We start from the raw sequence: 19,710 nt of genomic DNA, 5'->3' as shown, positions 1-19,710 counted from the left end.
GCGTGGACACACCTCGCACCGCCCCGGGGCCGGCTTGTGTGCGTGGGGCCGGTGGGCTTAGGGCTGGTGGGTGGTTTCTGGGGTGCGGCCGGACAGCTTGGCCACTACGTCGGCGATGCGGGTGGCGCGGTGGAGTTCGGCTCGGTGGAAGGCGGGGCCGACGGAGCGGGCCACCACGATGTGGAGTTCGGCGACGGGCAGCACCATGAGGCGTAGGTCGGTGCCGGCTCGGGCGGCGGGGCGCAGGGGTGGGTCGGGCAGGTCGAAGGCGGAGGGGGCGGCCAGGCTGGCATGCCGTACCACTCCATCGGCCAGCGCGAGCGCCCAGTCGGCCCCGCACAGGCCGGGCAGGGCGTCCACCAGCGTCGCGAGCCCGCGCGCGGGGTCGGCGGCCACCTGCGTGAGGACGTCGTAGTCGGGCGCGGAACCCGGGACCTCCTTGGTCGGCCAGCAGCCCTCCACGCGCACGCCGGGCGCGCCGGACAGGCGGTCGCTCACCTCGCCCGCGGCGGCCGGCCAGTTGACGGTGAACTCGTCCAAGGCCCGACCGGCCTCGCGTTCCAGGACGGTCACCTGAAGGATGTCGGCGCCGAGTGCGCCCAGTGCCCTGGCTACCTGGCCCAGTCCACCGGGCCGGTCCGGCAGGGACACCCTGATCCGAAGCAGCATCGTCCGCCCCCTTTCGTGAGGGTCCACGGTGCCGTGTCGAGGTTTCCACCACGTTCCACGGAGATGTCACGCATGATGCGGCTATATCGCATTATTGCTGGTCGAACATCTGGGTGTAGAGCCGTTCCAAGGCCACCACGACCGCGCCGCGCAGTACCGGATCGCCCTCGACCGTTCCGGGCACCACCCGCGTGGGCAACGGGATCAGCGCCGCCAGCCGCTCCTCCACCCTGGCCGCCAGGTCTTCCCCTCCGGCCCTGCCGATGGTCCCCGCGAGGATCAGGACACCGGGGTCGAGCACCGCGCAGACGGCCCGCGCCCCGAACACGATCCGATCGGCAAGAGCGTCCAGAAACGCGGGTGGCGCCTGCCTGACAACCTCACCAAGCTCCTCCGCCCCCAGCCGCCCCACGGCCAAGCCACCTGCCTGTCGGGCATCGGGTGAAGGGGTGCGGGGCGTGCGAGCAGAAGGCCAGGAGATGGCGGCCGAACTGCCGAGCGTGGGGTCAGAAGCTCCGAGTGGTGCGACCGCGCCGCCGGGAGCGTGGGGCGCGGAGGAGCGTTCCGGCGACGCGGAGGTGCCGCCCGGCGGGTTGGGTGTGGCTTCGCGTGGGGTGGGAGGGGCCTCGGCGGAGGTGGAGGTACCGGCAGGTGGGGCGGGGGTAACGGTGGGTGGGGTGAGGCCGTGGGTTTGGGCGAGGGTCAGGAGGGCGGGGGCGGCTATCAGGTCGGGGAAGGTGGAGCCGGTCAGGCCCAGGGGGAGGTAGGAGATTTCGCCGGCGCCGCCCGATCGGCCCCGGTGCAGGCGGCCGTTCAGGATGACGGCCATGCCGACGCCCGTGCCCAGCGACAGCAGCGCGAACGTGGTTTCGCCCTGGGCGGCGCCGAGGCGGTGTTCGGCCAGACCCACCAGGTTGACCTCGTTCTCGACCAGGACGGGCAGGCCGCCCAGGCGGGCGCGCAGGCCCGGCAGGAGGTTGGCGTGCCAGGTGGGCAGCGCGCCGACGTAGGAGACGTCGCCGGTCTCCGGGTCGATGAGGCCGGGGGTGCCGACCACGACGCCGTCCAGGCGCCCGGGGTCCAGGTGGGCGTCCAGAAGAGCGGCGGTGATGGTGTCGAAGACGAGCTGGTCGGGTTCGGCGGCCGGGTCGAGGGGACGGCGGGCGGAACCTACCTGGTTGCCGGTCAGGTCGTTGACCGAGGCCAGTACCTCGCCCGCCCGCACCTCCACGCCCGCCACGTGCGCCCGGTCGGCGACCACGCCGTAGAGGACGGCGTTCGGGCCGCGGCGCCGGGCAGGGGACTCCCCCACCGGGGTGATGAGGTTGCCGGCCTCCAGGCGGTCCACCAGATCGCCGATGGTGGCCCGGGAGAGCCCGGTGCGCTGCTGCAACTCCGCTCTGGACAGGCTGCCGTGCTCCAGCAGCAGGTCGAAGGCCGCCCGGTCGTTGATGAGGCGGGCGGTGTGGGGCGAGGCGGTGCGCGGCATGGGCCAAGATGTACCACATAGCCTTTCTTTCTGGATACCATCCTGTTAATTTGCTGGCATGAGCGATCGATACGCACTCCTCGTCCCTGCTCCCCGGCACGCCGCGGCCCGGCCCGGCTCGTTCACGCTCGACGCGGGCACGCTTCTGCACGCGGAACCCGAGGTCGCCCACCTGGTACGGCGCCTCCTGCACCCCCTGAACCTGCCCCTCGCACCGGGCTCCGCACCCGAGGGGGTGCTCTCGGTCCGGATCGAGGACGGCGGGCAGGCCGAGGGCTACCGGCTGCGCGTCTCCGGCGACGGCATCGCGATCACGGCGACGGACCTGGCCGGCGTACGGCATGCCGTACAGGCGCTGAAGCAACTGCTCACGGCGGACGCGTGGCGGGCGGCGGCGCTGCCGGGACGGTGGGAGGCGCCGTGCGGCGAGATCGAGGACGCGCCCGCGGTCGGCTGGCGCGGCGGGATGCTCGACGTGTCACGACATTTCATGACTAAGGGGGCGGTGCTCAAGTACGTCGACCTCCTCGCCATGCACCGCATGAACCGCCTCCACCTCCACCTCACCGACGACCAGGGCTGGCGGGTCGAGAGCCGCCGGCACCCGGCGATCAACCGCAGGTCCACGCACCGGCCCGACACGCTCATCGGCCACCGGCGCCACTCCAACGACTACGACGGCACCCCGCACGGCGGCTACTACACCCTCGACGACCTCGCCGAGATCTCCGCCTACGCGGCGGAGCGCGGCATCACCGTCGTGCCGGAACTGGACCTGCCCGGCCACGCCTCCGCCCTGCTGGCCGCCTTCCCCGAACTGGGCACCGGCAGCCGCGAGGTGCTCGGCGGCTGGGGCGTCTCGGCCGGGGTGCTCAAGCCGATCCCCGCGGCCGTCACGCTGGTGTGCGAGCTTCTGGACGAGGTGCTGGAGGCCGTCGACACCCCGTACGTGCACCTCGGCGGCGACGAGTGCCCGACCGAGGACTGGCCGCTCGACCCCGAGGTGTCCGCGCACATGGCCGCGCTCGGCGTCACGCGGGCACGCGAGATGCACGGCTGGTTCCTGCGCGAGATCGCCGAACACCTGGCCACGCGGGGCAAGCGCATGATCGTCTGGGACGAGGGCTTCCAGAGCGGCGGCGTGCGCGCGGACTCGATCGTCATGTGCTGGCGCGGCGACGCGATCGCCCGCCAGGCCGCCGCGGCCGGGTACGACGTGGTCCGCGCCCCCACCTACCCCACCTACTTCGACTACGACCAGTCCACGCTGCCCAGTGAGCCGCTGTCCATCGGCGGCCCGATCACGCTGGAGGACGCGGCGACGTTCGAGGTCCTGCCCGGCGCCTGGTCGGAGGAGGAGCGCGGGCGCGTGCTGGGCGGGCAGTTCCAGGTGTGGCGCGAGTACATCCCGGACGACCGCCACCTCGACTACATGACCTTCCCGAGGGCGTGCGCGATCGCCGAGGCCGTGTGGTCCGGCCGCCCCGCCGACTTCGCCGACCTGACCCGCCGCCTGAGCGAGGCCCACCTGGCCCGGCTGGAGGCCGCGGGCTGCGAGTACCGCCCGCTCGACGGCCCGCGCCCGTGGCAGACCGGCGGCACCGGCCGCCGCACCCGCGAGACCAACGACCCGCACCGCACCCGCGAGAACTGGCTGGCCTGGCGCGCCCAGCTTCCCCCCACCGACGTGCACGTCTCCGCCGTCGACCGTCCCTCCTAAACCTCTCCCATAAGTTACGGCCCAGCCGCCCCGCCCCCACCCCGCGCACGGGGCTGGGGGCACTCCAGGAAAACGGCAGGCAGGCCGCGCGGGGCGGGCCGCCGTAACGCCCGCCCCGTGGACCGGCCAGGTGGCCAAGGCAAAAGAGCAGTGGGTCAGGGCTTCAGGCCGGCCAGGACCGCGTCCAGGCGGCGGTAGCCCTCGCCCACCCCGCGTTCCATGGGTGACCGGAGCGCCACATCCCGCACCTCCCGCGACGAGTACGTGATCGTCGTGGTCAACGTGGTCCGCCCGCCATGCTCGTCCAGGGTCTGCGTGGCCAGCGACTCCCCCTCCACCCACTGGTCGTCGTACGACTCGGTGAACACCAGCCGCGACTCAGCCACGATCTCCCGATAAATCCCGCCATGCGCCATCTCCGCCCCACCGGGCCCGGCCGACACGAACCGCCACGCGCCGCCCACCCGCAGGTCGATCTCGCACCGCACGATCTGCCACCCCTGCGCCCCCATCCACCGCGGCACCAGCGCGGGATCGGTCAGCGCCGCCCACAGCAGGCGCCGCGGCGCGTCGAACGGGCGGATCATGATGATCTCGGTCTCGCCGAGCGCCTCGACGGTGAGCGTCACGGCCGCTCCTTCAGCTCGTCCAGCAACGCGTCCAGCCGCGCGTAGCTCTCCTGCCAGAAGTCCCGGTAGTTCTCCAGCCAGTCGGTGGCCTCCTTGAGCGGGCGGGCCTCCAACCGGCAGGGACGGCGCTGGGCGTCGCGCCCGCGCGAGATGAGCCCGGCCCGCTCCAGCACCTTCAGATGCTTGGAGATCGCGGGCTGGCTCATCGCGAACGGCTCCGCCAGTTCGCCGACGGTCGCCTCCCCCGCGCGCAACCTGGCCAGGATGGCCCGGCGGGTCGGATCGGCCAGCGCGGCGAACGTGGCGTCCAGATGTTCATAACTGTCCAGTTCCATAACTAGACGGTTTTATATGACGTGCGCATGCCGTATGTCAAGAGGATCTGACCACCTGCGGACCCGAGCCGGTCGAGCCGCGCACGATCAGCTCCGGCTGGAAGACCAGCTCGGAGTGCCGCGGCGGCGCGCCGCCGAACGCCTCCATCAACGTCTGCACCGCCGCCGTCACCATAGCCCTGATCGGCTGCCGGACCGTCGTGAGCGGCGGGTCGGTGAACGCGATCAGCGGCGAGTCGTCGTAACCGACCACCGAGACGTCGCCCGGCACCGAAAGGCCGCGCTCGCGGCAGGCGCGGATCGCGCCGAGCGCCATGAGGTCGCTGGCGCACACGATGCCCGTGCAGTCCTGGTCGAGGAGCTGGGCGGCGGCGGCCTGACCGCCCTCCACCGAGAACAGCGAATGGGCCACCAGGCCGGGACCGCCCACGGCCTCCCGGTAGCCCTCGATCTTCCTGATCACCGGGACGAACCGGGCAGGCCCCGCCGCCAGGCCGATGCGCGCGTGCCCGAGGTCCACGAGATGCTGTACGGCCAGCCGCGCCGCCAGCCGGTCATCGGGGGAGATGAAGGGCGCCGGCACGTCGGCCGCGTAGCCGTTCAGCAGCACGATCGGCACGCCCTGGCCGATCAGCTGCACATAGCGGTCGGAGCGCGCGGCGGTGTCGGCGTGCAGGCCGGACAGGAAGACGATGCCGCTCACCCCGCGCTCGACCAGCAGTTCGGTGAACTCGTCCTCGGCCGCGCCGCCGGGTGTCTGGGTGCACAGCAGCGGCGTGTAGCCGTGCTGGACCAGGGCGCGCTCGAAGGCCTGGGCGAACGCAGGGAAGATCGGGTTCTCCAGTTCGGGCGTCACCAGCCCGACCAGTCCGGCGCTGCGCCGGCGCAGGCGGGGCGAACGCTCGTACCCCAGCACGTCGAGCGCGGCGAGGACGGCCTGCCGGGTCGCGGGCGAGACGCCCGGCCGGCCGTTGAGCACTCTGCTCACCGTGGCCTCGCTCACCTCGGCCTGGGCGGCGATGTCGGCGAGCCTCACAGCTTCGTGGCGCCCGCGGTCAGCCCCGTCACCAGGTGGCGCTGGACCAGCAGGAAGACCGCCGCGGCCGGGATCGCGATGAGCGCGGCGGCCGCGGTGAGCAGCCCCCAGTCCGACCAGTGCTGCCCGACGAACTGCTGGAGGCCGACACCGAGCGTGCGCTTCTCCTCCTGTGACATGAACACGGTCGCGTAGGCGACCTCGCCCCAGGCGGTCATGAAGCAGTAGAAAGCGGTGACGGCCAGGCCGGGGCGGGCCAGAGGCAGCACCACCCGCCAGAACGCGCCGAACGGGCTGAGCCCGTCGACCATCCCGGCCTGGTCGATCTCCTGCGGGATGGTGTCGAAGTAGCTCTTCATCATCCAGGCGCAGAACGGCACCGCCACCGTCATGTACGCGATGACCAGCCCGGGAAGCTGGTTGAGTAGCTTGAGCGAGGCCATCAGGTTGTACAGGGGCACGATGAGGATCGCCACCGGGAACATCTGGGTGATCAGCAGCAGCCACATGACGCCCCGGTAGCCGGGGAAGCGGAAGCGGCTGATGGCGTACCCGGTGGTCGCGGCCAGGAACACGCCGAGCAGCATGGTCAGCCCGGCGACGAGCACCGAGTTGAGCAGCCACGTCGGGAACGCGGTCTCCGACAGCACCCGGCCGTAGTTGCCGAGCGAGGGGCTGTTGAACAGCTCCAGCTCGGTCGAGAGCCAGCCGTCGCGCGGCTTGAGCGAGGTCAGGATCAGCCACACGACCGGGAAGATCGAGATCAGCGAGGCGACGATCAGCGTCGCGTGCAAGGCGATCGACGCCAGCGGGCCTCTCTCGCCCCTCTTATGCTGCTTTTTCACCACACCTCCCCGGTCTTGCGCAGTGCCCGCCGGTAGCCGAACGCCATGAGCACGAGCAGCAGCAGGATGATGACGCCCCAGGTGGCCGAGCCGGAGTAGTTCCTGACGCCGGTGAAGGCCTCGCGGAAGGCGTAGGTCACCAGGATCTCCGTCTCGCTGCCCGGTCCGCCGCCGGTGACGAGGAAGATGACGGGGAACATGTTGAACGTCCAGATCGTGCCGAGCAGGATCACCGTGCTGGAGACGGCCCGCAGCGACGGCAGCGTGATGTTGGTGAACCGCTGCCACGGCGAGGCGCCGTCCACCTCGGCCGCCTCGTACAGCTCCTTGGGGATCGACTGCAGCCCGCCGAGCATGGCGACCATCATGAACGGCACGCCGAGCCACACGTTGACCGCGATCACCGCGATCCTGGCGGTGAACGGGTCGTTCAGCCAGCCCACCGCGCCGATCCCGGCCGCCTCCAGCATCGCGTTGATGACGCCGTAGTCGCTGTTGTAGAGGTAGCGCCAGATGAACGCGGCCACGAACGCGGGGATCGCCCACGGCAGGATCAGCAGCACCCGGTAGACCGAGCGGAAGCGCAGCTTGCGGTGCAGGAGTACGGCCAGCCCGAGCCCCAGCCCGTAGTGCAGGGCCACGCAGGCCACGGTCCAGGTGACCGTCCAGCCGAGCTTGGCCCAGAACAGCCCGCTGCCGAGGATGTCCAGGTAGTTGTCCAGTCCCACGAACTCGTAGCGGGACGGGATGACGTTGACCCCGATCGTCCGGCCGACGTTGGCCTCGGTGGCGTCGGTGAGCGACAGGTAGACGCCGCGGGCCAGCGGCCAGCCGATCAGCACCGCCATGACGATGAGCACGGGGGCCACCATCGCCCAGGCGTACCAGTGGCGCAGCCAGGCCCGCCGCCCTGCCGGCACGCGCTCAGATGTGCCCGAGTCCGGCACCGGTCAGCTCCAGTCCTTGAAGATGCCGCGGTACTTCTCGTCGACCGTCTTCACCATCTGCTCGGGCGTCTCCTTGCCGCCGACCAGCGCCTGGTAGCCCTCGAGCAGCGGCTGGAACAGCTGGCCGCCCTCGGGGATCCACGGCCGCGGCACGGCCGAGTCGAGCACCGGCTTGAACACGGTGACGTCCTTGTTCGCGGTGACCGCCGGGTCGGTGAAGGCCGAGGTACGCGGCGGCAGCAGGCCGAGCTTGCCGGACATCTTGGCCAGGCTCTCCTTGGAGGTCATGAACCTGACGAACTCGGAGCTGGCCGGGATGTTCTTGGACCCGGCGTAGATCGCCAGGTTGTGGCCGCCGGTCGGGGAACCGGCCTTGACGCTGCCCGCGGGGACCGGCGCGATGCCCAGGTTCGCCTTGTCCTTGAACTCCGCGCCCTGGTAGATCTCCGACAGCGCCCACGGGCCGTTGTAGATCATCGCGGCCTTGCCGTCCTTGAAGGCGGTCATGGCGTTGACGTAGCTGTCCTGTACGGCGGGCTTCGCGGCGGCCCCCGAGGTCACCAGGTCGGAGATGGTCCGCATGGCCTTCACGTTGGCCGGGGAGTTGACCACGATCTTCTTGGCGGCCACGTCGAGGGTGTCGCCGCCCTCGCCGTACATGAAGGGGAGCAGGAAGTAGGCGTCGACGTTGAGCGCCAGGCCGGTGACGCCGGCCTTGGACTTGACGTCGAGGGCGAACTGCTTGAGCTCGGTGACGTTCTTGGGCGGCTCGGTGTGGCCGGCCTTCTCCAGGAGCTTCTTGTTGTAGAGCAGGGCGAGGGTGTCGGTGACCTGGGGCACCGCATACGTCTTGTCCTGATATTTCGTGCTACTGAGGGGTCCGGGGAGGAAGTCCGCCTCGTTGTCGATCGCCCGAGATCCGTCGAGCGGCTGCAGGTAACCCAGCGAGGCGAACTGCGACGTCCAGGCCACCTCGGCGCGGATCACGTCGGGCGCGCCGGTGCCCGCCTGGGCGGCGGTCTGGAACTGGTTCTGCGCCTGGTCGAAGGGCACGTTGACGTACTTGACCTTGATGGCCGGGTACTTGCCCTCGAACTCCTTGATCAGCTCCTGGAAGACCGGCCCTTCGCTGTCGGGCCTGGTGGTGTCCCACCAGATGATCTCGCCGCTGATCTTCGACGGGTCGGCGGCCGACTGCGCCGGGGCGGGAGCCGCGCTCTCACCACCACCACAGGCGGAAACCGCCAGCGCAAGGGCCGCCACGACCGCCGCAGCAGGGAAGGCTCGCCGCATGGTCCATCTCCTCAAGTACTCGAAACCGGGGTCAAGCAACCGGGACGTTACGCTCGCATGACCAATTTCGGAAGAACTTTCTGCAAGGTCTGCAAACTTGTTACATCTGAGGCCCCGATCTTCGGCGCTTTTGCTGCAATCCCCTGCAAGGCATTGCAAGGCCCTCCGCCAACGCGTACGTTCCGGGCAACGTCCTCCCTTTCTCCTGGAGTGCCTGTGAGCTCCCGCCCCGCCCTACGCACGCTCACCGCCCTCGCCCCGGCCGCCGCGCCGCTCGCCGTACCGGCGGGCAGAGGTATCGCAGGCAGAGGTACGGCGGCGCCGGCCGGCGGGCCCGTGACGACCCCGCCGAGCGACCGGGCGCAACCGGGAGACGAGTCGCCGGCCGGGGACGCCGCGCGGAACGAGCTGTCACGCGAGCGCTTCTCCTTCGCCATGACCGAGCGTGGAACGCCCCGCTGCCTGCGTCCGGTCGCGACGCCTTCGGTGTCTACTGGAGGGTGCCGCCGGCCGACGGCGCGAAGGGACTGAGTCACATCGTGCACAAGGGCGAGGAGAAGGACCAGCCCGCCGACCAGCGCCTGGACGGCGACGAGGTATGGAAGCTGTCCGGTGCCGACGGGGACGTTCTGCCGCAGCGGGCGGGCGGCGCGGACGTGGACCTGAAGAAGCTGCGGGCCCACTGGATCGCCCGCGACACCGTCGTCTGGCGGCCCGGCGACGACCAGACCGGCGACGACACCGTCAAGGCGATCGAGTCGACGACCGGCACGGTCAAGCGGCTCATCCGGCTGCTGCCCGGCACGCTCACCGACGCGCAGAAGGCCAGGTGGCCGCATCTCAAGGCGCTGCCCGCGTACACCGTGGACCCGCGCGACGCCGCCCTGGTGCCCGAGGCCCTGCGTGGCCAGGTGGCGGCGGTCGAGCGCGACGCGGACGGCCGGCTGCTGACCGCGACCGGCGTCCAGCTCCCCGGCGTGCTCGACGACCTGTACGCCACCGACGAGCCGCTCGGCTACACCGGCGACCGCCTCGCCCTGTGGGCCCCGACCGCCCAGCGGGTACGGCTGGCCCTGTACGACGGCGACTCGCAGACGTACACGGAACACGCCATGCGGAGGGAGGCGAAGACCGGCGTGTGGTCCGTGCGCGTCCCCCGGTCCTGGCGCGGGCGCGACTACACCTACCTCGTCACCGTCCACTCCCCCGCGCACGGCGGCGTCGTCACCAACGAGGTCACCGACCCCTACAGCCTGGCGGTGGCCGCCGACGGCGTGCGCAGCAGGCTCGCCGACCTGGACGCGCAGCGCCCGCCCGGCTGGACGGACCTCGCCAAACCCCCGCCCAGACCCGCCAAGACCGTCTACGAGCTTCACGTACGCGACTTCTCGGCCGCCGACGCCACCGTCCCGCAGGACCTGCGCGGCACCTACCGGGCGTTCACCGGCGACGGCGCGGGCATGCGGGCGCTGCGCGACCTGGCCCGCGACGGCCTCACGCACGTGCACCTGCTGCCCGTCTTCGACCTGGCCACCGTGCCGGAGCGCCGCGCCGACCGGAGCGAGCCGCCCTGCGACCTGGCCGCGCTGCCACCGGACTCGCCGCTGCAGCAGGAGTGCGTCGCCAAGACCGCGGCCAAGGACGGCTTCAACTGGGGCTACGACCCGCTGCACTACACCGTGCCCGAGGGCTCGTACGCCACCGACCCCGACGCGCGTACCCGCGAGTTCCGCTCGATGGTGGCCGGGCTCAACCGGTCGGGGCTGCGCGTGGTCATGGACGTCGTCTACAACCACACCCACTCCACGGACGTGCTGGACACGATCGTGCCCGGCTACTACCACCGGCTTCTGCCCGACGGCACCGTCGCCACCTCCACGTGCTGCCCGAACACCGCGCCCGAGCACGCCATGATGGGGCGGCTCGTGGTCGACTCGGTCGTCACCTGGGCCCGCGACTACAAGGTGGACGGCTTCCGCTTCGACCTCATGGGACACCACCCGAAGGCCAACATCCTGGCCGTGCGCCGGGCCCTGGACGCCCTGACGCCCGCCAAGGACGGCGTGAACGGCAAGGACATCCTGCTGTACGGCGAGGGCTGGAACTTCGGGGAAGTGGCCGACGACGCCCGCTTCGAGCAGGCCACGCAGGCCAACCTGGCCGGGACCGGGATCGCCACCTTCAACGACCGGCTGCGTGACGGGGTGCGGGGCGGCGGGCCGTTCGACGCCGACCCGCGCGTGCAGGGTTTCGGCTCCGGCCTGGCCGGCGATCTCAACGGCGGCCCGGCCAACGGGGACGCGGCGGCGCGCCTCGCCCACTACCGGGACCTCATCATGCTCGGGCTGACCGGCAACCTGCGCGACTACGTGCTGCCCGACGGGCGTACCGGCGCGGACGTGCTCTACAACGGCCACAAAGCCGGATATGCCGCCCACCCCTCCGATGTCGTGACTTATGTGGATGCGCATGACAACGAGACGCTCTACGACGCACTCGCCTACAAGCTCCCGCCCGCCACGGACATGGCGGCGCGGGTGCGGATGCAGGCGCTGTCGCTGGCCACGGCGTTGCTGGGGCAGGGGACCGCGTTCGTGCACGCCGGCAGCGAGCGGCTGCGCTCGAAGTCGCTGGACCGCAACTCCTACGACTCCGGCGACTGGTTCAACCGCCTGCACTGGGACTGCGCGCGGGGCAACGGGTTCGGCGCTGGGCTGCCGCCGAAGGCGGACAACGAGGTCAGATGGCCCTACGCGCGGCCGCTGCTGGCCGATCCGGCACTGCGGCCGGACTGCGCGGCCATCTCCGCGGCGCGCGAGCGGTTCGGGGAGTTCCTGCGCATCCGGGGCTCCTCCCCGCTGTTCGCGCTGGGCGCGCGGGCGCGCGAGCGGGTCTCGTTCCCGGCCGCGCCGCCCGGCGTGATCGCCATGCGGCTGGACGGCACCGGCCTGGATCCGCGCTGGACCGCGATCACCGTCGTCTTCAACGCCACCCCCGAGACGCGCGGCGTGACCGTGCCGGAGCTGATGGGCACCGCGACCACGCTCCACCCGGAGCAGGCCGACCCGGTGGCCGGGCGGTCCCGCTTCGACGCCGCCACCGGCACGCTCGCCGTACCGGGCCGGACCGCCGCGGTCTTCGTGAGCGCCCCCTAGAATCCGCCTGTGGACCACCGGCTCATTCAGGCGGCGCTGGAATGCATCGCCACCTACGGCTACCGCAAGACCTCCCTGAGCGACGTGGCCGCCAAAGCCGGGGTCTCGCGGGCCACCGTCTACCGCGCGTTCGGCTCCAAGGACCGGATGGGCGAACTCGTGGTACGCCACGAGGGGGCCAGGTTCATCGAGCAGATCGAGGAGATCTTCGCCTCCGAGGAGCCGCCCCAGGAGCAGATCGCGCGCTCGGTGGAGTTCGCGCTGGAGTTCACCGGCAACCACGACGTGCTGCAGCGCATGCTCATGGAGGAGCCGGAGGAACTGTTCACGATGCTCATCGAGCGGCCGGGGCACACGGCGTTCATCACGTTCCTGACCGAGGGGATGGCGCCGTTCCTGGCCGCCGGTCCGAACGCCCACCTGCTGCGGGTCACACCCGAGCAGGCCGTGGAGTTCACCACCCGGGTGATCCTCAGCCTGATCGCCCACCCGACCACCTCGCTCGGCGGCAGCGCGGAGATCGCCCGGTTCATATGGGCAGCGATTGGCCGCCCAGCGTCACCCGCATGAACCATTCCTCGGTCCGCGCCACGGCCGGATGGTCGCGGTGGGCGTCGAGCACCCAGCGCCACGTGGGGTCGGCCCGCGCCTGCTCGTCGTAGGCCCGCCGGACGACGTCGGGCGGGGCTCCGTCCTCCAGGAGCGTGTCCATGCGGGCCCCGAGCGCGGCGTACCACCGCCGCGCCAGATCGCTCAGCACGTCCTCGGGAACCGCCGGATCGCCGCTCGCCCTGACCCTCGCCAGGACGGCCTGGAGTTCCTCTCGCCGGGTCTGCATCGACCCTCCTCAACCGAGACGCTGAGACGAATGGATCTAGCTGTCTCATGTCTACTACACCGGAGAGGGCGGCGGGCGGCGATCGCCCGTGAGCCCCGTCACACGCGGCCCCCCTACGGCAGCGACGGGCGGCGGGAGCGGTGGCGGGCGCGGCGGGTGAGCTGGCGGGCGTCGAGGATGAGAAGGTCACCGCCGTCCCTGGTGATCCAGCCCCGGCGGGTGAAGTCGCCGAGGATCTGGTTCACCCGCTCGCGCGAGGCCCGTACGTGGTGGGCGAGGTCGTCCTGGCTGAGGTCCAGCGTCAGGCGCAGCCCCACACTGGTACGGCGGGCGAAACGGGCCCCCTGCTCCACCAGCACCCTGGCCACCCGGGTGGCCACGTCCACGCCCGCGGCGTCCTCGATGCGGTCGTTCATGCGCCGGATGCGCGCGGCCAGCAGGCACATGACCCGGCGGGCCGCCTCGGGATGCCGGTCGACCCAGTCCGACATCTCCTTGACCGGAGCGCGGTAGGCGGTCGTGTCCTGGACGGCGGTGGCCGTGGCCTGGCGCGGGGCCGTGTCGAACAGGCACAGCTCGCCCAGGAGTTCCCCCGGCCCGGCCATGGTCAGCAGGATCTCGCCGCCCTCCGGGCTCGGCCTGGTCGCCTTCACCTTGCCGCTCAGCAGGACCAGGACGCAGTCACCCGGCTCCCCCTCGGTGAACAGCCGGGCGCCGCGCGGGAAGACGGCCCGCGCGGCCAGCGACAGGAAATCGGCCACCACCTCCTCCGCCAGCCCGTCCAGCAGCGGGATCCCGCCGGTCATGGCAGCAGTCCGAAGGTCTCGGCGAGTGCGTACTCGTCGGCCAGGAACCAGGCTTCCACCACCTTGCCTCCGGCCAGGCGCCAGATGCCGACCTCCAGCACCTCCACCGGCCGACCTGTCGGCTCATGGCCGAACAGCGGGCCGCCGTGGGTGGCGTGGATGGTCCACACCGCCCACACCCGGTCCCCCTTGGCGATCATCGCGTGAATCTCGTCGGCCCGGTCGGGCAGGCCCTCCGGCGCGTAGGAGGCGCCGGAGCGCGCGGCCAGATGGGCCATGCCCCGCCGGTGGATCCGGGCGCCGGGCGCCATGTAGGCCTGCCGGCCCGCCACGGTGGCGTGGCGCAGGGCGCGGACGACCTCCAGGTTGCGCAGCTCTTCCTCGGTGTGGGCCTGCGCGGCGGGCTCTGCCAGCAACAGCGTGCTCCTCTCACGGGCTCACCTGAATCCAGCCTCTCACGGGCTGGTCAGGAAATATCCGGACACGTCGATGGGCTTTTCGGCCAGGCCGTAGGTGCGCATGGCGTCGGCGATGCGCTGCACCTGCGGGCGCAGCGTGGCGACGTCCGCCGTCTCCAGGTACCTGTTGATGACGACCTTGTTCGCCACCGCCGCGTCGATCGTGGTGAACTTCGGCAGCGCCGCCTTCACCTCCGCCGGATGGGCGTTGGCGTAGGCGGTCGCCTTGAGCAGCGCCCGCTGGAACCCGGCCAGCGCCCTGCCGTTGGCCGCGGCGTACTTCTCCGAGACCAGGTAGCCGCCCACCGCGTAGCCCTCCAGTTCCCCGGAGGAGGTGTCGTAGACCGGCCTGGCCCCGAGCTGGTCGATCATGAGCGTCCTGAACGGGTCGCTCGTGCAGGTCGCGGCCACCTCTCCGGACTCCAGCACGTTCGCGTGCTCCGGCGGCGCCACCGGCGTGAACGCGATCGTGTCCGCGGGCAGCCCCTTCGCCTTGAGCTCCGAGCGCACGTTGAGGATGCAGACCGTGCTCGGCGACAGCACGGCCAGTTTCTGCCCCTTCAGGTCGGCCAGGCTCCGGGCGCGCGAGCCCTTGCCCACGAGCACCTGCTGCGACCCGGTGACCGCGGTGTCGGTCAGGGCGACGAGCTTGACGCCGAGGCCCTTGGAGTACGCGCTCAGCCCGCTCACCACGTTGGACCAGGCCATGTCCACCTGACCGCCGACGACCGCCTCGACGGTGCTGCCCGAGCCGAGGTCCACGTCGGCTTTGACGGTCAGGCCCTCGGCGGCGAAGAAGCCCTTGTCCATGGCCAGGTGCAGCGGAACGTTGCTGACGTTGGCCGGATTGCTGATGGTGATCGAGACGGGACCGGCCGGCGTGGGCCCGCCCCCGCAACCGGCGACGAGCAGGGCTGCCACGCAGAGGACGATGGTGCGTTTCACGAGGCTCTCCTCAGGACGCGTCTTTGATGTGCTGGGCCACGACGCTGCGCTGGCGCACGAACGCCGGCAGCGACTTGGTGACGATCTGATCGCGTACGCGAGGCAGCTCGATGACGAGCTCGGCCAGCACGCTCCCCGGCGACCTGCGCAGGACGACGAGCCGGTCGGCCAGATAGACCGACTCGTCGATGTCGTGGGTGACGAACAGGATCGTCATCCCGAACTCCAGATGGACCCGGCGGGTCAGGTCCTCCAGGCCCGAGCGGGTCTGGGCGTCGACGGAGGCGAACGGCTCGTCCATCAGCAGCACCTTCGGCCGGTAGGCCAGCGCGCGGGCGATGGCCACGCGCTGCTGCATGCCGCCGGACAACTGCCAGGGGTAGCGCTCGTGCTTGCCCTCCAGCCCGACCGCGGCCAGCGAGCGTTCCACCCGCTCCTGGCGCTCGGCCTTCGGCAACCGCAGCGTCTCCAGCGGGAACTCGACGTTCTGTCCCACCTTCATCCACGGGAACAGCGAGCGCCCGTAGTCCTGGAAGACCACGGCCAGGCCCTCCGGTACGCCGCTCACCTCCTCGCCGTGCACCCGCACCGCGCCGCGCGTGGCCGGGACCAGCCCCGCCACGCACTTGAGCAGCGTCGTCTTGCCGCAGCCCGACGGTCCGACGATCGACAGCAGCTCGCCCTCCCGCACCTCGAAGGAGAGGTTGTGCAGCGCCGGGTTCCCCTCCCCGTAGGTCTTGGACAGGTTGCTCACCTGGAGTGCGGTCATGAGGGGCGACTCCTTAGAACGCGCCGCTCGGCGGCGAGGAAGAGCACGTTGAGCAGGTATCCGAGCAGGCCGAGCAGGACGATCGCCGCCCACACGTCGAGGATCTCGAAGGTGCGCTGGGCGGTGATGAGGAAGTGGCCGAGCCCGTGGTCGGCCAGCAGCCACTCCGACAGCACCATGAGGATGAGCGAGAGCGACAACGTCACCCGCATGCCCGCGAAGATCTTCGGCAGCGCGGCCGGGATCACCACCCGCAGGAGCTGGGTGCGGGGCGGGATGTGGAAGGCGCGGGCCGTCTCCAGGTACATGGGGTCAACCGACCGCACCCCCTGCATGGTGTTGAGCAGCACCGGCCACACGCAGCCGAAGGTGATCAGCCCGATCCGCATGAGGTCGCCGGAGCCGAAGACCAGCAGGAACACCGGGACGATCGCCGGCTTGGGCAGCGAACGCAGGAAGTTGACCGGCGGATCGACATATCCGGCGGCGGCCTTCCACCGACCGGCGGCCAGCCCGACGACCACCCCGGCCGCCGCCCCGGCCAGCCAGCCGGTCAGCGCCCTGAGCACGCTGGGCCCGGCGTCCTGCCAGAACCGCTCGGTCAGCAGCGGCTCGCTGAACCACAGCTCGGCCACCCGCCCCGCGATCCGTCCCGGCGGCGGGAAGAACGGCGAGCCGGCCGCCACCGCGGCCCACTGCCAGAGCAGCACGGCCAGCACCACCGGACCGAACCGGGCGAGCGCCCCCCGCGCCGGCTCGCCCGCGCCCCTGCCGGCCGGGGCGTGCGCGGGCGCCTGCGCCACACTCATGAGGGTCCCTTTCCGTCCCAGACCACCAGGCGGTTCGTCACCGCGACGGTGATCCCGTTCATCAGGTAGCCGAGCACCCCGGCGAGCGTCACCGCGGCGAAGACGGTGTCGGCGTGGAATCCGGCATAGCTGGCGCGCAGGATGAAGTAGCCGACCCCGTCGCGCGTGCCCACCGCGATCTCGGCGGCGATGCCCACGGTCAGCCCGGTGGCCAGCGCCAGCCGCAGCCCGGTGAGCATGAGCGGCAGCGCGCTCGGCAGCACGACCCGCCACCAGGTCCGCGGCACCGGCACCCGGAAGGCGCGGGCGGTCTCCATCGCGACCGGGTCGACGCCGCGCACGCCGTAGACGGTGTTGAACAGCAGCGGCCACACCGCCACGAACGCCACGATCGTCACCTTCATCGACAGCCCCTGGCCCATGACCAGGACCAGCAGCGGGATGATCGCGATCCCCGGCACCGACCGCAGCGAGTCGATGATCGGCGTCAGCCCCAGCGCGACCAGCCGGTAGGAGCCGATGAGGACGCCGAGCGGCACCGCGATCGCCGCGGCCAGCGCCACACCCCCGAGCACCGCCACGAGCGTGGCCCACACCTCGACCAGGAACGCCGGATCCACCAGCAGCCGCAGCGCCTCGCCCAGGATCACCCCGGCGGGCGGCAGCAGCCGCGGATCGACCAGCTCCAGCCGGGCGAACACCTCGAAGGCGAGGGTCAGCAGCGCGGCGCCCGCCGTACCCCTGAGGAAGGCGGCGAGCGCGCCGCGCGGGGAGGTGCGGCGGCGCACGCCGGGACGGCGCGGCTCGGCGCGCACGCCGGTGGTGGTGACGGGCGCGTTCACGGCGCCCCCGCCGGTCCCGCGGAGACCTTCCCGGTACGGCTGGCCGAGACGATCACCCCCGCCAGCAGTCCCGCACCCACGAGCACCGCGCCCCAGGTGGCGCCGGCCAGCGAGAGCCCCAGCAGCGCGTCCACGGCCAGCGCGCCCGGCCCGGTGAAGGCGAGGCAGCAGGTGGCCGCGAGCAGCACCAGCTCGTACTCGAAGCCGTTGCGGCGGCGCGAGAGCCCGTTCGGCAGGTGCAGGATGACGATGTTGGCGAACGTGCCGGCCAGCATCAGCACCGCGAGCGGGGTCAGCGCCCCGGCGGCCAGCAGCAGCCCACCGGCGGTCTCGGCCAGACCCGCCACCGCCGCCATCAGCAGCGGCGGCCGGTAGCCCATGCGGCCGAAGAACGCGGCGGCGCCCTTCAGCCCGTCGGCGCCCCACCAGCCGAACAGCTTCTCCGTGCCGTGGTAGACCATGACCAGGCCGACCGCCAGGCGGAGGATCAGCAACCCGATGTCCATCACCGTGCTCCGTTCAGCTGAAGGCGGGAAGTACCTGGTCGAGGAACAGGCGCAGCGACCGGTCGGAGACCTCGGGCGACATGAACCCGTAGTTGAACAGCAGCGCCATATGCCGGACTCCGGCCGCCTCGTACTCCCTGATCTGCTCGGACACCGAGCCAGGGTGGCCGATGAGCATGGCCTGGTCGAGGAACTCGTCGGGGTTTTGCGGCGAGACTCCGACGACGCTCTTGAGGTGGGCGGCGTCGCGCACGTCCTTGACCATGCCGAAGCTGCGCCGCTGGTGTTCGGCCATGAGCACGAGACGCTCGCGGATCTCCCGCTCGGCCTGCTCGCCGGTGTCGGCCACGTAGACCTGCTTCTGGACCATGCTCCAGTCGAGCCGGTCCTGCACGGCCTCCTCGCCGAGGCCGCCGTCGCGCAGCGCCTGTTCATAGACGCGCCAGCGGGTGGTGAGCGGCTGCGGTTTCTCCCGGGCGGTGAACAGGTACCAGCCCTTGCGGCCGGTCCACTCGGCGCCGGAGTCGCTCTGGGTGGCGCGGGCGAAGGCCGGGGCGGAGCGGTGATGGGCGGCGGGCATGATGCGGGTGTGCAGGGTGCCGCGCTCGAAGGCGGTCTCCCACTCCAGGGGCGGATCGCCGGGTCGCTTGGCCAGGGCGGCTTCGAGGATCTCCAGGTTGTGCATCATCTGGGCGTGGCGCTGGGAGGGGTCGCGGCCCATGCCGGCGTACTCCAGCGGCGAGCCGCCGGCGGCGAAGCCCACGATCAGCTCGCCGCCGGTGAGGATGTCCAGCAGGTTGCAACGCTGGGCCAGCCGCATGGGGTTGTGCAGCGGGGGCACCGCCACGGCCAGGGAGAACCGGGTGCCGCGGGGTGCCATGGCGGCCAGGTGGGCGGCGTACATGAAGTTGTCGCCATAGGTGTTGTAGCCGGAGAAATGGTGCTCGGTGAGCACGATGCCCCGGACGCCGGCCCGGGTGGCCTCAAGGGCCTGGCGGGTGAGGGTCTCGATGATGCCGACGTCCTCGTGCGGGCCGCGGGTCTGGGCGTTCAGGTAGATGGAGAAGCGCATCCGGGGTTCCTCCTTCGTGGTCGCTAGGCCGGGAATCCGGCGTAGCGGCGGCGGTGGTAGAGCAGCGGGGCGGCCTCCCGCTCGCGGGCGCCCTCGACGACGAGGCCGATGACGATGAGGTGGTCTCCGCCGCCGACGGTCTCCAGCACCTCGCAGATCGCGTGGGCGACGGTGCCCCGGGTCAGCACCGGCACGCCGTGGCGCCCCGGCCGCCAGGCGATGCCGTCGAACTTGCCGTCCCCGCCGCCGGCGAAACGCTCCGACAGCGAGGCCGAGCCGGCGTCGAGGACGTTCACGCAGAAGGCGCCGGACCGTTCGATCGCCGTCAGCGTGCGCGAGCCGCGGCCGATGCACACGAGCATCAGCGGCGGGTCGGCCGACAGCGCGCAGACCGCCCCCGACGTCAGGCCCGCCGGGCGCCCGGGTCCTGCAAGGCTCGTCACCACCGTGACCCCGGTCGGCAGCGAGCCCGCCAGGGTCTTGAACAGCTGCGCGGGCACCGCCGCGGCGTCGTCGGTGAGGCTCATGCGGCCATCCTGCGTGACCT

The 19,710-nt window shown here is 71.6% G+C and carries 22 protein-coding genes; 4 read left to right on the top strand and 18 right to left on the bottom strand.

Annotation, left to right across the window (positions count from 1 at the left end):
* Positions 1-57: 57 nt before the first annotated feature.
* Together ACFWYW_RS52985 and ACFWYW_RS52980 are read right to left on the bottom strand one after the other, a co-directional pair.
* Entirely contained in the window at positions 58-669 is a 612-nt protein-coding gene (locus tag ACFWYW_RS52985; protein ID WP_379626579.1) for an ACT domain-containing protein, read from the bottom strand.
* 91 nt (positions 670-760) lie between these two features.
* Positions 761-2,158 (bottom strand): ROK family transcriptional regulator, encoded by a 1,398-nt coding sequence (locus tag ACFWYW_RS52980; RefSeq protein WP_379626581.1) that lies wholly within the window; start codon positions 2,156-2,158, stop codon positions 761-763.
* Between the two features lie 58 nt (positions 2,159-2,216).
* Here ACFWYW_RS52980 and ACFWYW_RS52975 point away from each other — a divergent pair, with 58 nt between their 5' ends.
* The gene (locus ACFWYW_RS52975) at positions 2,217-3,878 is read left to right on the top strand and encodes a beta-N-acetylhexosaminidase (RefSeq protein ID WP_379626584.1); all 1,662 of its coding nucleotides are present in this window, start codon (positions 2,217-2,219) and stop codon (positions 3,876-3,878) included.
* Positions 3,879-4,033: 155 nt separating this feature from the next.
* Here the strand turns inward: ACFWYW_RS52975 and ACFWYW_RS52970 are convergent, their stop codons facing one another.
* From ACFWYW_RS52970 to ACFWYW_RS52945, 6 genes are read right to left on the bottom strand one after another with little or no spacing between them, the layout of a single operon-like run.
* Positions 4,034-4,507: an SRPBCC family protein gene (locus ACFWYW_RS52970; RefSeq protein WP_379625413.1), complete on the bottom strand. Its 474-nt coding sequence runs from the start codon at positions 4,505-4,507 to the stop codon at positions 4,034-4,036.
* Positions 4,504-4,842, bottom strand: coding sequence for an ArsR/SmtB family transcription factor (locus tag ACFWYW_RS52965; RefSeq protein ID WP_379625411.1), 339 nt, complete (start codon positions 4,840-4,842; stop codon positions 4,504-4,506). Before ACFWYW_RS52965 ends, ACFWYW_RS52970 begins: the two co-directional genes overlap by 4 nt.
* 37 nt (positions 4,843-4,879) lie before the next feature.
* Positions 4,880-5,878, bottom strand: coding sequence for a LacI family DNA-binding transcriptional regulator (locus ACFWYW_RS52960; protein WP_379625409.1), 999 nt, complete (start codon positions 5,876-5,878; stop codon positions 4,880-4,882).
* A complete protein-coding gene (locus ACFWYW_RS52955) occupies positions 5,875-6,723 on the bottom strand; it encodes a sugar ABC transporter permease (RefSeq protein ID WP_379625407.1) in 849 nt (282 codons plus the stop codon). Before ACFWYW_RS52955 ends, ACFWYW_RS52960 begins: the two co-directional genes overlap by 4 nt.
* Positions 6,720-7,643: a carbohydrate ABC transporter permease gene (locus ACFWYW_RS52950; RefSeq protein WP_379625405.1), complete on the bottom strand. Its 924-nt coding sequence runs from the start codon at positions 7,641-7,643 to the stop codon at positions 6,720-6,722. Before ACFWYW_RS52950 ends, ACFWYW_RS52955 begins: the two co-directional genes overlap by 4 nt.
* Positions 7,644-7,673: 30 nt before the next feature.
* Positions 7,674-8,963: an extracellular solute-binding protein gene (locus tag ACFWYW_RS52945; RefSeq protein WP_379625403.1), complete on the bottom strand. Its 1,290-nt coding sequence runs from the start codon at positions 8,961-8,963 to the stop codon at positions 7,674-7,676.
* 216 nt (positions 8,964-9,179) lie between these two features.
* Here ACFWYW_RS52945 and ACFWYW_RS52940 point away from each other — a divergent pair, with 216 nt between their 5' ends.
* The 3 genes from ACFWYW_RS52940 to ACFWYW_RS52930 are packed head-to-tail and all read left to right on the top strand — an operon-like array spanning position 9,180 to position 12,688.
* A complete protein-coding gene (locus tag ACFWYW_RS52940; RefSeq protein ID WP_379625401.1) occupies positions 9,180-9,494 on the top strand; it encodes a hypothetical protein in 315 nt (104 codons plus the stop codon).
* Complete coding sequence (pulA, locus tag ACFWYW_RS52935) at positions 9,464-12,118, top strand: pullulanase-type alpha-1,6-glucosidase (RefSeq protein ID WP_379625399.1); 2,655 nt, start codon at positions 9,464-9,466, stop codon at positions 12,116-12,118. Before ACFWYW_RS52940 ends, pulA begins: the two co-directional genes overlap by 31 nt.
* A gap of 9 nt (positions 12,119-12,127) precedes the next feature.
* Positions 12,128-12,688 carry a TetR/AcrR family transcriptional regulator gene (locus ACFWYW_RS52930; protein WP_379625397.1) on the top strand — a complete coding sequence of 187 codons (561 nt, stop codon included), beginning with the start codon at positions 12,128-12,130 and terminating at the stop codon, positions 12,686-12,688.
* Here the strand turns inward: ACFWYW_RS52930 and ACFWYW_RS52925 are convergent.
* The 10 genes from ACFWYW_RS52925 to ACFWYW_RS52880 all read right to left on the bottom strand — a co-directional run bounded on the left by ACFWYW_RS52925 (position 12,648) and on the right by ACFWYW_RS52880 (position 19,690).
* Positions 12,648-12,956, bottom strand: a complete 309-nt coding sequence (locus ACFWYW_RS52925; protein ID WP_379625395.1) for a hypothetical protein — start codon at positions 12,954-12,956, stop codon at positions 12,648-12,650. The two genes, ACFWYW_RS52930 and ACFWYW_RS52925, sit on opposite strands and share 41 nt — an antisense overlap.
* Positions 12,957-13,069: 113 nt before the next feature.
* Entirely contained in the window at positions 13,070-13,762 is a 693-nt protein-coding gene (locus ACFWYW_RS52920) for a Crp/Fnr family transcriptional regulator (RefSeq protein ID WP_379625393.1), read from the bottom strand.
* The gene (locus ACFWYW_RS52915) at positions 13,759-14,178 is read right to left on the bottom strand and encodes an ester cyclase (RefSeq protein ID WP_379625391.1); all 420 of its coding nucleotides are present in this window, start codon (positions 14,176-14,178) and stop codon (positions 13,759-13,761) included. The genes ACFWYW_RS52920 and ACFWYW_RS52915 overlap by 4 nt, the downstream gene beginning before the upstream one ends.
* Positions 14,179-14,217: 39 nt before the next feature.
* On the bottom strand, positions 14,218-15,165 hold the full coding sequence (locus tag ACFWYW_RS52910; RefSeq protein WP_379625389.1) for an ABC transporter substrate-binding protein: 948 nt from the start codon (positions 15,163-15,165) through the stop codon (positions 14,218-14,220).
* A gap of 10 nt (positions 15,166-15,175) precedes the next feature.
* A complete protein-coding gene (locus ACFWYW_RS52905) occupies positions 15,176-15,934 on the bottom strand; it encodes an ABC transporter ATP-binding protein (RefSeq protein ID WP_379625387.1) in 759 nt (252 codons plus the stop codon).
* Positions 15,931-16,743, bottom strand: coding sequence for an ABC transporter permease (locus ACFWYW_RS52900; protein WP_379625385.1), 813 nt, complete (start codon positions 16,741-16,743; stop codon positions 15,931-15,933). Before ACFWYW_RS52900 ends, ACFWYW_RS52905 begins: the two co-directional genes overlap by 4 nt.
* Positions 16,740-17,585, bottom strand: coding sequence for an ABC transporter permease (locus ACFWYW_RS52895; protein WP_379625383.1), 846 nt, complete (start codon positions 17,583-17,585; stop codon positions 16,740-16,742). The genes ACFWYW_RS52900 and ACFWYW_RS52895 overlap by 4 nt, the downstream gene beginning before the upstream one ends.
* Positions 17,582-18,091, bottom strand: a complete 510-nt coding sequence (locus ACFWYW_RS52890; RefSeq protein WP_379625381.1) for a DoxX family protein — start codon at positions 18,089-18,091, stop codon at positions 17,582-17,584. Before ACFWYW_RS52890 ends, ACFWYW_RS52895 begins: the two co-directional genes overlap by 4 nt.
* Before the next feature lie 13 nt (positions 18,092-18,104).
* Complete coding sequence (locus ACFWYW_RS52885) at positions 18,105-19,163, bottom strand: LLM class flavin-dependent oxidoreductase (protein ID WP_379625379.1); 1,059 nt, start codon at positions 19,161-19,163, stop codon at positions 18,105-18,107.
* Between the two features lie 23 nt (positions 19,164-19,186).
* Positions 19,187-19,690: a flavin reductase family protein gene (locus ACFWYW_RS52880; protein WP_379625377.1), complete on the bottom strand. Its 504-nt coding sequence runs from the start codon at positions 19,688-19,690 to the stop codon at positions 19,187-19,189.
* Positions 19,691-19,710 lie beyond the last annotated feature (20 nt).

The sequence above is a fragment of the Nonomuraea sp. NPDC059023 genome (assembly GCF_042740095.1).
In the GTDB taxonomy this organism is placed as follows: domain Bacteria; phylum Actinomycetota; class Actinomycetes; order Streptosporangiales; family Streptosporangiaceae; genus Nonomuraea.
The sequence above is the reverse complement of the archived record's forward strand: the minus strand, read 5'-3'. Positions and strand labels throughout refer to the sequence as shown.